General features: G+C 33.7%; 17 protein-coding genes. 16 read left to right on the top strand and 1 reads right to left on the bottom strand.

What is annotated here, in order from left to right:
* The 14 genes from KA894_RS07350 to KA894_RS07285 all read left to right on the top strand — a co-directional run bounded on the left by KA894_RS07350 (position 1) and on the right by KA894_RS07285 (position 9,512).
* The gene (locus KA894_RS07350) at positions 1–651 is read left to right on the top strand and encodes an adenylate kinase (protein WP_096808698.1); all 651 of its coding nucleotides are present in this window, start codon (positions 1–3) and stop codon (positions 649–651) included.
* Positions 652–822: 171 nt separating this feature from the next.
* On the top strand, positions 823–1,041 hold the full coding sequence (gene infA / locus KA894_RS07345; protein ID WP_001118443.1) for a translation initiation factor IF-1: 219 nt from the start codon (positions 823–825) through the stop codon (positions 1,039–1,041).
* A 31-nt stretch (positions 1,042–1,072) separates the two neighbouring features.
* Positions 1,073–1,186: a 50S ribosomal protein L36 gene (rpmJ, locus tag KA894_RS07340; RefSeq protein WP_002482634.1), complete on the top strand. Its 114-nt coding sequence runs from the start codon at positions 1,073–1,075 to the stop codon at positions 1,184–1,186.
* A gap of 22 nt (positions 1,187–1,208) precedes the next feature.
* On the top strand, positions 1,209–1,574 hold the full coding sequence (gene rpsM / locus KA894_RS07335) for a 30S ribosomal protein S13 (RefSeq protein WP_096808699.1): 366 nt from the start codon (positions 1,209–1,211) through the stop codon (positions 1,572–1,574).
* Between the two features lie 23 nt (positions 1,575–1,597).
* The gene (gene rpsK / locus KA894_RS07330; protein ID WP_096808700.1) at positions 1,598–1,987 is read left to right on the top strand and encodes a 30S ribosomal protein S11; all 390 of its coding nucleotides are present in this window, start codon (positions 1,598–1,600) and stop codon (positions 1,985–1,987) included.
* A 76-nt stretch (positions 1,988–2,063) separates the two neighbouring features.
* Positions 2,064–3,008: a DNA-directed RNA polymerase subunit alpha gene (locus KA894_RS07325; protein ID WP_019468661.1), complete on the top strand. Its 945-nt coding sequence runs from the start codon at positions 2,064–2,066 to the stop codon at positions 3,006–3,008.
* A gap of 19 nt (positions 3,009–3,027) precedes the next feature.
* Positions 3,028–3,396 carry a 50S ribosomal protein L17 gene (rplQ, locus tag KA894_RS07320; RefSeq protein WP_119487681.1) on the top strand — a complete coding sequence of 123 codons (369 nt, stop codon included), beginning with the start codon at positions 3,028–3,030 and terminating at the stop codon, positions 3,394–3,396.
* Positions 3,397–4,038: 642 nt separating this feature from the next.
* On the top strand, positions 4,039–4,848 hold the full coding sequence (locus KA894_RS07315; protein WP_096811200.1) for an energy-coupling factor transporter ATPase: 810 nt from the start codon (positions 4,039–4,041) through the stop codon (positions 4,846–4,848).
* On the top strand, positions 4,845–5,708 hold the full coding sequence (locus tag KA894_RS07310; protein ID WP_119487680.1) for an energy-coupling factor transporter ATPase: 864 nt from the start codon (positions 4,845–4,847) through the stop codon (positions 5,706–5,708). Before KA894_RS07315 ends, KA894_RS07310 begins: the two co-directional genes overlap by 4 nt.
* Complete coding sequence (locus KA894_RS07305; RefSeq protein ID WP_119487679.1) at positions 5,698–6,504, top strand: energy-coupling factor transporter transmembrane component T family protein; 807 nt, start codon at positions 5,698–5,700, stop codon at positions 6,502–6,504. The genes KA894_RS07310 and KA894_RS07305 overlap by 11 nt, the downstream gene beginning before the upstream one ends.
* 3 nt (positions 6,505–6,507) lie before the next feature.
* Positions 6,508–7,314, top strand: a complete 807-nt coding sequence (truA, locus tag KA894_RS07300) for a tRNA pseudouridine(38-40) synthase TruA (protein ID WP_119487678.1) — start codon at positions 6,508–6,510, stop codon at positions 7,312–7,314.
* A 202-nt stretch (positions 7,315–7,516) separates the two neighbouring features.
* Entirely contained in the window at positions 7,517–7,954 is a 438-nt protein-coding gene (rplM, locus tag KA894_RS07295; protein WP_119487677.1) for a 50S ribosomal protein L13, read from the top strand.
* Between the two features lie 19 nt (positions 7,955–7,973).
* Positions 7,974–8,366 (top strand): 30S ribosomal protein S9, encoded by a 393-nt coding sequence (rpsI, locus tag KA894_RS07290; RefSeq protein WP_217983399.1) that lies wholly within the window; start codon positions 7,974–7,976, stop codon positions 8,364–8,366.
* A 243-nt stretch (positions 8,367–8,609) separates the two neighbouring features.
* Positions 8,610–9,512 carry an alpha/beta hydrolase gene (locus tag KA894_RS07285; RefSeq protein WP_245337201.1) on the top strand — a complete coding sequence of 301 codons (903 nt, stop codon included), beginning with the start codon at positions 8,610–8,612 and terminating at the stop codon, positions 9,510–9,512.
* A gap of 251 nt (positions 9,513–9,763) precedes the next feature.
* Here the strand turns inward: KA894_RS07285 and KA894_RS07280 are convergent, their stop codons facing one another.
* Positions 9,764–10,768, bottom strand: coding sequence for an MsnO8 family LLM class oxidoreductase (locus tag KA894_RS07280; protein ID WP_119487676.1), 1,005 nt, complete (start codon positions 10,766–10,768; stop codon positions 9,764–9,766).
* Positions 10,769–10,910: 142 nt separating this feature from the next.
* On the opposite strand from KA894_RS07280, the gene KA894_RS07275 reads away from it, so the two are divergent.
* Entirely contained in the window at positions 10,911–11,918 is a 1,008-nt protein-coding gene (locus KA894_RS07275; RefSeq protein WP_103372769.1) for an NADP-dependent oxidoreductase, read from the top strand.
* A gap of 17 nt (positions 11,919–11,935) precedes the next feature.
* Positions 11,936–12,943 carry a zinc-binding alcohol dehydrogenase family protein gene (locus KA894_RS07270; protein WP_103372768.1) on the top strand — a complete coding sequence of 336 codons (1,008 nt, stop codon included), beginning with the start codon at positions 11,936–11,938 and terminating at the stop codon, positions 12,941–12,943.
* Positions 12,944–13,125 lie beyond the last annotated feature (182 nt).

Here is a 13,125-nt window from a genome sequence, read left to right as displayed (position 1 = left end):
ATGAATATCATTTTAATGGGTTTACCTGGCGCAGGTAAAGGAACTCAAGCGAGTGAAATTGTTAAGAAATTCCCGATTCCACACATATCTACTGGAGACATGTTCAGAAAAGCGATTAAAGATGAAACGGATTTAGGCAAAGAAGCTAAATCGTACATGGATCGTGGAGAATTAGTCCCTGATGAAGTTACTGTGGGCATCGTTAAAGATAGAATTTCAGAAGACGATGCAAAAAAAGGATTCTTACTTGACGGCTTTCCTCGTACTATTGAACAAGCTAAAGCATTAAGTGAAATCATGCAAGAATTAGATAGAACAATTGACGCTGTTATCAATATAGAGGTCCCTGAAGAAGAATTAATGAACCGCCTTACTGGTCGTAGAATTTGCGAAAAATGCGGAACCACTTATCATCTTGTATTCAATCCTCCAAAAGTTGACGGCATTTGTGATATTGACGGCGGTAAATTATACCAACGTGAAGATGACAACCCAGAGACAGTTGCAAATCGTTTAAATGTCAATGTTAAACAATCTAAGCCTATCTTAGAATACTATGATAATGAAAATGTATTGAAAAACATTGACGGTTCAAAAGATATTAAAGAGGTTACTTCAGACGTAATCGAAATTCTTGAGAATCTAAAATAGTATCAACTTTGTACGGTCTATGTAATGCCAAGAGTATAAACGAAAGAGTGACAATGCGATATAGTAATTCATTTTATTTTTGTTGAACTTATTAACAACACTTATAGACTCGTATGGTTAGAGTTGATCTTAGACGATAACCAACTATTGTAAAAAGGGGGAAGTTAATAAATGGCTAAGCAAGATGTTATTGAATTAGAAGGTACAGTATTAGATACTTTACCAAATGCAATGTTTAAAGTAGAATTAGAAAATGGTCATGAGATTTTAGCTCACGTGAGTGGCAAAATCAGAATGAATTATATTCGTATTCTACCTGGCGACAAAGTAACAGTAGAAATGTCTCCGTATGATTTAACACGCGGCAGAATTACGTATCGTTATAAATAATCGTCACTCCATAATATAGGGAGGTATTAAAATGAAAGTAAGACCATCAGTAAAACCAATTTGCGAAAAATGTAAAGTCATTAAACGTAAAGGTAAAGTAATGGTAATTTGTAGCAACCCAAAACATAAACAAAGACAAGGCTAATAAAAGAGAGGTGTAAATAATTATGGCACGTATTGCAGGAGTAGATATTCCACGTGAAAAACGTATTGTTATTTCTTTAACTTATGTATATGGTATCGGCACTACTACAGCTAAAAAGATTGTGGAAGAAGCTAATGTATCACCAGATACACGCGTTAACGAATTAACTGATGACGAATTAGGTCGTATCCGTGAAGTAGTTGACAACTATAAAGTAGAAGGTGACTTACGTCGTGAGCAAAACTTAAACATTAAACGTTTAATGGAAATCTCATCATACCGTGGTATTCGTCACCGTCGCGGATTACCAGTACGCGGACAAAAGACAAAAAACAATGCTCGTACTCGTAAAGGTCCAGTTAAAACTGTAGCTAACAAGAAAAAATAATAGGTAAAGGAGGCAAATTTTAAATGGCACGTAAACAAGTATCTCGTAAACGTAGAGTGAAAAAGAATATTGAGAATGGTGTAGCACACATCCGCTCAACATTCAATAATACAATCGTAACTATTACTGATGAATTTGGTAATGCTTTATCATGGTCATCAGCAGGTGCACTTGGATTCAAAGGATCAAAAAAATCAACACCTTTTGCAGCTCAAATGGCTTCAGAAACTGCATCGAAAGCAGCTATGGAACATGGCTTAAAAACGGTTGAAGTGACTGTTAAAGGACCAGGTCCTGGTCGTGAATCAGCAATCCGTGCATTACAATCAGCTGGATTAGATGTAACTGCAATCCGTGACGTTACTCCAGTACCACATAATGGTTGTCGTCCACCAAAACGTCGTCGCGTATAATATTATCGTTATTGTCGCAGGTCACTGAGAAATACAGTATAATTTAAGTCGACGTAATCAAGGAGGATATTTGTAAATGATTGAAATCGAAAAACCTAGAATTGAAACAATTGAAATTAGTGAAGATGCTAAATTCGGTAAGTTCGTTGTTGAACCACTAGAACGTGGCTACGGTACTACACTAGGAAACTCCTTACGTCGTATCCTACTATCTTCATTACCAGGTGCAGCCGTTAAGTACATCGAAATCGAAGGTGTGTTACATGAATTCTCAGCAATAGATAATGTTGTAGAAGATGTTTCGACAATTATTATGAACATCAAAAAACTAGCATTAAAAATTTATTCTGAAGAAGACAAAACATTAGAAATTGATGTAAAAGATGAAGGCGAAGTAACTGCAAGTGACATTACTCATGATAGTGATGTAGAGATTTTAAATCCTGAGATTAAAATCGCAACAGTTTCTAAAGGTGGACATTTAAAAATCCGTCTTGTTGCTAATAAGGGTAGAGGTTACGCATTAGCAGAACAAAATAACACTAGTGATTTACCAATTGGTGTAATTCCAGTGGATTCACTTTATTCACCAGTAGAACGTGTTAACTATACAGTAGAAAATACACGTGTAGGTCAAAGTAGTGATTTTGATAAATTAACTTTAGATGTTTGGACTAACGGTTCAATCACGCCACAAGAGTCTGTTTCTCTAGCGGCAAAAATCTTAACTGAACATTTAAACATCTTCGTTGGATTGACTGATGAAGCACAAAATGCTGAAATCATGATTGAAAAAGAAGAAGACCAAAAAGAAAAAGTACTTGAAATGTCTATCGAAGAATTGGATTTATCTGTACGTTCATATAACTGCTTAAAACGCGCGGGTATTAATTCTGTTCAAGAATTAGCTGATAAATCTGAAGCTGACATGATGAAAGTCCGCAATTTAGGTCGTAAATCATTAGAAGAAGTTAAATATAAACTCGAAGATTTAGGTCTAGGTCTAAGAAAAGAAGATTAATAAAAAAGGAGGTTAACTCATGGGTTACAGAAAATTAGGTCGTACTTCTGATCAACGTAAAGCGATGTTACGTGACTTAGCTACTTCACTTATCATAAGTGAACGTGTTGAAACTACAGAAGCACGTGCAAAAGAATTACGTAGTGTTGTTGAAAAATTAATCACTTTAGGTAAAAAAGGAGATTTAGCATCTCGTCGTCAAGCAGCTAAGACTTTGCGTAATGTTGAAATCTTAAATGAAGATGAAACAACACAAACTGCACTTCAAAAATTATTTGGTGAAGTTGCTGAACGTTATACAGAACGTCAAGGTGGCTACACTCGTATCCTTAAAGTAGGCCCACGTCGTGGTGACGGTGCTGAATCAGTAATTATACAATTAGTTTAATTTAAATATACGTACTACTATATATAAAGCAAATGAGTGCAACGATAATGTTTGCCACATACAGATATTGTCTAGCTCAGAGTACCCCATCAAACTTAATAAACTTTAAAGCGTGAACTCAAATAGATGGGGTGCGCGCTTTTTTATTTAGTCCCCCTTAATTCTTCAGAATTTAGGGGGACTTATGCAATTGCGAAGCAATAGCGAACTGCAGAACCTTAATTCTTCAGAATAAAAAAGGAATACATTCGATAAGCGAATGCATAAGCAGTGCTAGCTAAAGAAAGTTTAGCGTGCTGCTTTAGACTTATGCAATAGCGAACTAAAAAATTTGTTTTTTTTGTGTTCTGTGAATGACAATTAAATTTGCTAAAGCAAATACATAAGCAGTACTAGCAAAATAAGTTTAGTGTATTACTTGCATATATTTGTGAAAAACACGAAAGTATTATGTTAAATCTATCCTGCATTTAATAAAGCACTTTGACTTATATAAGACAGTACATTGATATAGACGAAGGAGTATAATTTAATATGAAAATTAAAAATAATTAGAGAAGAAACAGTGATTCTTTTTAATTTTTCATGTAAAATAAGATAATATATGATGAGAAAGTATAGATTTAGGAGGCAATTGATATGATGACGCAAGAAGAAGGCATGATTATATTTAATCATGTATCATTTAAATATAATAGCGATGAACCACTTGCGTTAAATGATGTATCATTTCGTATCCCTAAAGGCAAATGGACATCTATAGTAGGCCATAACGGTTCGGGTAAATCTACTATAGCTAAATTGATGATTGGTATTGAAAAGCCATTTGAAGGTCAAATATACTTAAACGACGTTTGTATTAATGATGAGAATTTAAATGAACTAAGACGACATATAGGGATTGTATTTCAAAATCCAGAAAATCAATTTGTTGGTTCAACTGTAGAATTCGATGTGGCGTTTGGGTTAGAGAACAATGGCGTGTCATATGAGGATATGCAAGCCATTGTGCCTAACGCGTTAATGGATGTTGATATGTTAGATAGAGCTACTTATGAACCACAGTCGCTTTCTGGAGGGCAAAAACAACGTGTTGCGATAGCAGGTGTTTTAGCATTGAATACAGATATTATTGTTTTAGATGAAGCCACTTCTATGTTAGACCCTGAAGGTAGAAAAGAATTACTCTCATTAATACATCGCTTAAAAGAAGAAAAAGATGTAACGATTATATCTATTACACATGATTTGTCAGAAGCCGTTGGTGCTGATCATTTAATTGTTTTAAATAAAGGCTCATTATATCAAACGGGTTCGCCACAAGCCATTTTTAGCCAAGGTGATGCGCTTACGGAAATTGGTTTAGATTTACCATTTGCGATGAGAATGAATAAGCAACTGTTAGGTGTTACTGACTACATTTCGTATGAGGGGTTGGTAGACAAATTATGACTGTTAAATTTAATCAAGTGACTTATGTTTACCAAAAAGGAACACCTTATGAGCATCTTGCGCTTGCAGATATTGTAACTACATTTGAGCAAGGAAAGTATTACGCTGTTATAGGCCAAACGGGCTCAGGTAAATCCACATTGATACAACATATTAATGGATTGTTAAAACCTTCTGATGGCGCATTAGAGGTCGATGACATTACAATCACACATAAAACAAAGGATAAGTTTTTGAAACAAATTCGTAAGCGTGTAGGCGTCGTTTTCCAATTTCCTGAATCACAGCTTTTTGAAGATTCGGTCGAGAGAGAAATTTTATTTGGTCCTAAGAATTTTAATATGAATATGGATGAAGTTAAAGTACGCGCATTTCAATTATTATTAGAATTTGGTTTTAATAGAGATATCCTTGAACAATCCCCATTTCAAATGTCAGGTGGGCAAATGAGAAAAATAGCAATCACTTCTATATTAGCTATGGATCCGGATATCGTTATTTTAGATGAACCTACGGCTGGTTTGGATCCAAAAAGTAGAACACAAATTATGGAAATGATAAAGCAACTTCAAACTGAGCAAAATAAAACAATCATATTAGTTACACATGAAATGAATGATGTAGCGAAATATGTGGATGAAGTGAAAATCATTAAACATGGTAAATTAATCGAAAGTTGTTCCCCAAGAAAATTATTTAGTGCTGATGGATATGTTAATGAAATGCATTTAGATGTGCCAGATATTGTTAAATTGCAAAGAGATGTGGAAGCAAAATATCAATTTGAATTTGGTCACGTCGCATTAACAGAATCAGAATTTACTGATATGTATAAGGAGTGGCAAGCAGATGAGGGATAAGTTCATAATAGGACGATATCTTCCATTAGATACTATTATTCATCGACGTGACCCACGTGCAAAATTAATATTTGTATTTCTATTTATCATATTAATATTTTTTGCCCATTCATTTGCCACTTATTTGTGGTTGTTCTTAATCATTTTTATTATAATGAAAGCTTCTCGCATAAAATCATGGTTTCTTATTAAGGGCTTAACACCAATATGGATTTTTCTCATTTTTACATTTTTAATGCATTTATTTTTAACAAAAGGCGGCGTGCGTATATTTGAACTCGGGTTCATTTCTATCGATACAAACGGCATATTAGAAGGGATCTATATTGTTTTAAGATTAATGTTTATTATTATGATATCTACCATCATGACTTTAACAACAAGTCCTTTAGATCTTACAGATGCATTTGAAAGATTATTATCGCCATTAAAAATTATTAAAATACCAGTTCATCAATTGAGTATGATGATGTCCATTGCTTTACGCTTCATTCCGACATTAATGAATGAATTAGATAAAATTATATTAGCACAAAAATCAAGAGGTTCAGAAATTAGTTCTGGTGGCTTAATCAACAGAGTTAAAGCCTTCATCCCATTATTGGTTCCTTTATTTATTTCAGCATTTCAAAGAGCTGAAGATTTAGCAATAGCCATGGAAGTCAGAGGATATGAAACGCATAAAAAGCGCACAAGTTATCGTAAATTATACTGGCGATGGACTGATAGTCTGTTATTAATGTTAATCGTACCAATAGCAATAATATTATTCATATTAAAGCATATAGGAGTGTAAAGGATGGTTCGTGTTTTAGTAAATATTTCATATCAAGGTAGTCAATTCTTGGGTTTCCAAATTCAAGATAATGGCAGAACAGTACAACAGCAATTCGAAAAAATACTTAAACGTATGCATAAACGTCACGTTAGAATACATCCTACTAGCAGAACAGATCGTGGCGTACATGCATTTGAGCAGTATTTTCATTTTGATTCCGAACTGAATATTTCAGCCGATCAATGGCAATACGCTATGAATCGTGCGCTACCTGATGACGTTTATGTCAACTCAGTGGCATTTGTAGATGAGTCTTTCCATTGTCGGTATGATTGTGTAGGAAAAACTTATCGCTATAAGATATATCAATCAGCACATAAAGATCCGTTTGAATGTGGTTTAAAATCCTATGTCTATGATAATTTAGATTTTGACAAGATGATACAAGCTGCACAGCTGTTTATAGGAACCCATGATTTTACTGGTTTTTGTTCTCAAAAAACAGAAGTTGAAAGCAAAGTGCGTACCCTGTATGAGAGCAGAATAGAAAAAACTACATACGGTTTTGATTATGTGGTCACGGGTTCAGGTTTTCTATATAATATGGTACGTGTACTAGTAGCATTTTTAATTGGTGTAGGAAAAGGGAAGTATAATCCAGAAAGCGTCCCTCAACTATTAGAAGAGAAGAATCGTAATAAAGTACCATTCACTGCCCCTGCTGAAGGGTTGTATTTAGAACATATTTATCTATCACCTCAATCGCTTATGAATGACTTTGGTGAAAACATTAAAATTCACCGAAAAAAATCTACACAAAATAGGTAAATTACATTGACAAAACGGCATAAAAATTATACGATAACTAACGGTATTGTTTTATATCACCCCACGATAAGCCCCGGAATCTTATTGTGTAACAAGATATAGAAGCACGTAGAAATAATAAATTAACAAAATAAATGAATTTAAGTTTAAATATCATTTTAATTAGACAAGAACCATTTATTTATTCTAGGAGGACAATTATATGCGTCAAACATTTATGGCTAATGAAGCAAACATTGAGCGCAAATGGTATGTTATTGATGCTGAAGGTAAAACACTTGGTCGTTTATCATCAGAAGTAGCTGCTATTCTACGCGGTAAAAATAAAGTAACTTATACACCACACGTTGATTCAGGTGATTATGTAATTATCGTCAACGCTGCTAAAATCCAATTCACTGGTAATAAAGAACAAGATAAAATGTATTATCGTCATAGTAATCATCCAGGCGGAATCAAATCAGTTTCTGCTGGTGAATTAAAAGCTAAAAACCCAGAACGTTTACTTGAAACTTCAATTAAAGGTATGTTACCAAGCACTCGTTTAGGCGAAAAACAAGGCAAGAAATTATTTGTTTATGGTGGCGCTGAACATCCACACGCTGCACAACAACCAGAAAACTACGAGTTACGTGGTTAATTAAAAGGAGGAAATTACATTGGCACAAGTTGAATATAAAGGCACAGGCCGTCGTAAAAACTCAGTAGCACGTGTACGTTTAGTACCTGGCGAAGGTAACATTACTGTTAATAACAATGATGTACGTAGCTACTTACCATTCGAATCATTAATCTTAGACTTAAACCAACCATTCGATGTTACAGAAACTAAAGGGAACTATGATGTATTAGTTAACGTTCACGGTGGTGGCTTTACTGGACAAGCACAAGCTATCCGTCACGGAATTGCACGTGCATTATTAGAAGCTGATCCTGAGTATAGAAGTTCTTTAAAACGCGCTGGATTACTTACTCGTGACCCACGTATGAAAGAACGTAAAAAACCAGGTCTTAAAAAAGCTCGTCGTTCACCACAATTCTCAAAACGTTAATTTGTCCGAACTATTGCGAAAGTATTCGCATACAGTCTGGGTACGTAAACTGCCTCAGCAATTTGCGTTTAATTAAAGACATTTTGTTCATACATTGTGTGTACTAGTATCATATCTAATATTTTTTGAACTTCCCATCATTGTATGGGAAGTTTTTTTATTCTATACAATTAATGTGTATTAATCATATAACTATTTATTAGCGATTAAATTGAATAAGTCACAATATGACGGGTATAACAAATGAAAAATGTAATAGAGGTAATGCGTATGTCATTCAATAAGCAACGTATGATATTAGAAAAATGTTTAATAGTAATGATGCTAATTATTTTATCTAGCAGTATGGTTCTGTTAAGAGATCAAGTACTCAATAAACCAATTATTAAAAACATAAATGACAGTGAATCAATCCCCACTTTTTATTTACATGGTTTTGGAGGAGCAAAGTATTCAGAGAATTATATGGTGAATTCCGCTGTTCAAAAAGGCGATACAAACGAAATCATTGAAGCAAAAGTTAAGCCAAATGGAAAGGTGACATTTGAAGGGACAATAGATCCTAACGCCAAACGCCCTATGATTAAAATCATACTAGAAGATAATAGGAATAAGAACGTGTATGAAAATGCGCGATGGATTAAAAATGTCATTTATACCTTTAATGCGATGTACCATTTTGAAAAGTTTAATTTCGTAGCACATTCAATGGGAAATCAGTCTTTTAGTTACTATATGTTAAATTATGGTGATAACCAACAATTACCTAAATTAAATAAACAAGTAAGCCTAGCTGGGAACTTTAACGGTGAAGTTGATATCAATGGGTTAGATTTGGATATAGAAATAGATAAGAGGGGAAAGCCTAATAAAATGTTAGAAAAATATAGAAATTTATTAACAATGAAAGATCATTATCCTAGAAATTCAAAAGTTTTAAATATTTATGGAGATCTGAAAGATGGGACAAATTCTGATGGTAAAGTGACTAATGTATCCTCTAAATCACTCAAATATTTATTACCAAACCAACATGACGGTTATACAGAATATAAAGTTAATGGCCCTAAAGCCAAGCACAGTGAATTACCTCATAACGTACAAGTGATAGATAGAGTAAATGAATTTTTATGGAACGATAAATAAGATAAATTTCAATTTAGCTGAGGTATTCATTAATATCCGCGCTACTCATATTCATAACAAAGATTAAATAGAACAAAAATAGTAAAGTCCCACTCCTAAAAGTATTGAATGAGTGGGATTGATACATAAGTTTACCTTAGGCGAGCCCATTTTAAGAAAACAACAGTGGTTTATATAAGTGCTTCAGTGCTTGTATTCATTTCTGTGCTACACTTTTTCATCGTATTTATTAGATGTTAAGAAACAAAACATTATGTTGATTCAAATTTATCTTTTTCAGATGCTAATAAGTACAATAAGTTTTTTCGATTTTGTTCAGCGAATACATGTGGTTGAATCATTATTTCATCCGCATTATAATACGTAGCGATTTCTTGTAGTTTTAAAAATACTTCACCTGGTAAACCACTTATAACACGCTTTTCGTTTTGTTTTATTTTTTCTAATTCTCTATTCGAAGACTGTCTTTGTTTTGCATAAGCAATTGAAGGGTAAGTTTTTGGTTGATTTAAATAACTAATACGGAGTAACCAAAGATGAAAAGCTCGCTCCAAATCTTTTACTTTTTGCATATTATCAGCAGTGATAACAAAGGTTGAAATAATGACGTAGGGTGATTGGTTTGGATATAATGTTTTAAATAACTGGCGATAGTAGCTTATAGAAGTATTGATTTTATCTTTATTCTGTCCCATTAATGTTGTAACAAAGGGTAAGCCTTGTTGTGCAGCAAGCTTAGCGCTTTGTTGACTGGTGCCTAACAAATACATGGTAGGCTGTGTTTGAATGAATGGCGTTGCATATAATCCGGTAAATCGTTGATGTTCACTGTTATCATTAAAGTAATCTATTAAATCTTTAATTTGTGTATTAAAATCAACATGAGCCGTTTTATTTTCATTTAACGCGTGATTTACATTTTTAAAACTATATGAACGCCCAATACCTAAATCAACTCTGTCAGAATGACGTGCTTCCATTATTTTAAAAATTTCTGCTATCTTGTAGGCACTATAGTGAGGCAACATAACCCCACCGCTGCCAATATGCATTGTTTTAGTATTTTCTAAGAGGGTCATCATAAGCATTTCAGGAGCACTAGAAGCTACTGAAAATACTTTATGATGTTCTGCAATCCAGAATCGATAAAATTCTAAAGATTCGGCTAATTGCGCCAATTCAATTGAATGATTAATAGCTTGAGTTGCATTACGCCCCTCAAAAATTGGAACGTAATCTAAAATACTTAATCTCATATCCAACTCTCCTTAACAGGTAATTACGCATTGTTATATTTAGATAGCATAACATGATATTAAAAATACAGATAAGCGATTTGATTGATTGTATAACTACATATCTATAGAATGAGGGCAAAGATGAAATGGAGGCAAAATAATGAAAACAGAACGCATTGTATTAGCAAAACGACCTGAGGGCATACCTTCAGATGAGGTTTTTAGATATGAAACTGTTGAACTAGATGAGCCAAACAATGATGAAATTCAAGTAGAAGCTATTTATATATCAGTAGACCCATATATGCGTGGGAGAATGGATGATAGCGAATCATATGTACAACCATTTCAATTGGACGAACCATTATCAGGACATATTGTCGGAAAAGTCGTTCAATCAAAAGCTGATTCATTTGAGAAAGGTGATATGGTAATGGGACAGTTACCATGGCAAAAAGTATCAAACGTATCAGCACAAAATATAAATAAAATTACTCAAACAGATATACCTTCCTATTTATATCTCAGTGTTTTAGGAATGACAGGACAAACTGCTTATCATGGCTTGTTAAAAATTGGGGACCCTAAAGAAGGCGAAACTGTTGTCGTCTCTGCAGCATCAGGAGCTGTAGGATCAGTCGTGGGTCAAATTGCTAAAATAAAAGGCGCGCGCGTGGTTGGCATTGCAGGTGGCACAACAAAAACGAAATATTTAACCGAGCAATTAGGTTTTGATGCAAGCGTAGATTATAAAGCTGATGACTTTTCTGAACAATTAGCTCAAGCTGTGCCTGATGGCGTAGATGTTTACTTTGAAAATGTTGGTGGCGATGTAGCAGATGAAGTAATGAAACATTTAAATCAATTTGCTAGAATCCCAGTTTGTGGCGCTATTTCTGGATACAATAACGAAGAAATTGAGTTTGGACCACGTATACAACCAATTTTAATAAAATCACAAGCACTTATGAAAGGGTTTATTGTTGCTAATTACGCCGATGATTTTACAAACGCAAGTAAAAATCTTGCACAATGGGTAAGCGAAGATAAGATAAAAACGAAGACTTCTATTGTAGAAGGTTTTGACAATTTGCCTAATGCTTTTAGAAATTTATTTACTGGTGATAATTTTGGTAAACAAGTTGTTCAAGTATCAAATAATTTATAATTGAAGGAGATGCTCGTATGAAAGCAGTAGGTGCAGACAAACCATTTAAATTAAATGAAGGTAACCAATTTTATGAAATGGAACAAGAGATGCCACAGCCTAAACAACGTGAGCTATTAGTCCGTTTAAAGGCTATCAGTGTCAATCCTGTAGATACTAAAATTAGACAATCTCCTCTTAATGAAGCACCTAGGATTTTAGGCTACGATGCTGTAGGTGTTGTAGAAGCAGTAGGAGATGCAGTGAAATATTTTAAAGCGGGCGATGAAGTTTATTATTCGGGTTCACCTGCTTACCAAGGTTCAAATCAAACACACCAACTTGTAGATGAACAACTGGTAGCGTTCAAACCTAATAATATTTCTGACACAGAAGCGGCAAGTTTACCTCTAACTGGTTTAACAGCTTCTGAAACATTGTTTGATGTTTTTAAAATCTCGCATAACCCTGAAGATAATAAAGGCAAATCTTTATTAATTATCAATGGTGCGGGTGGCGTTGGTAGTATTGCTACACAAATTGCAAAACATTATGGATTACATGTTATTACAACCGCCTCGCGTGATGAAACATATAATTGGTCAAAATCATTAGGTGCGGACATTGTGTTGAATCATAAAAATAATCTAGCAGATGAGTTCAAAAAATATGAAATTAGTGAAGTAGATTATATCTTTTGCACATTTGATACAGACCTGTATTATGAAAAAATGATTGAATTAATTAAACCTCGCGGTATCATAGCAACAATCGTAGCATTTAATAATAAACAAGATTTAAACTTATTAAAACCAAAGAGTATTACGTTTACACATGAGTATATGTATTCACGTCCATTAAATGAAACAGAAGATATGGGCATACATGGGGAATACTTAAAAGATATTGCTGATAAAATAGAAGCGGGCATTTATAAACCGACAGTTAATAAAGTAATCAATGGTTTAACAGCAGATAATATTTACCAAGCGCATAAAAAAATAGAAGATCAGAGTATGATTGGTAAACTTGTTATTTCAATCTGAATAAAAAGTTCAATTTTACTCTCTGATTATATTTGTGACCGAAACATTAGTAGTGTTTCGGCCTTTTTTTATTTAAGTTATCCTAGGTTTGGATATGAAATTGGTGTAGAAAATATAATATAAATGCGTCCTAGTCTATATAATAATGAATTAATTATATGCGCTTAAATTTAATAGAATAA

Origin of the sequence: Staphylococcus sp. GDY8P131P (genome assembly GCF_017891975.1) — a bacterium.
GTDB classification, from domain to species: Bacteria; Bacillota; Bacilli; order Staphylococcales; family Staphylococcaceae; genus Staphylococcus; species Staphylococcus nepalensis.
This window is presented reverse-complemented; position numbering and strand designations above follow the sequence as displayed.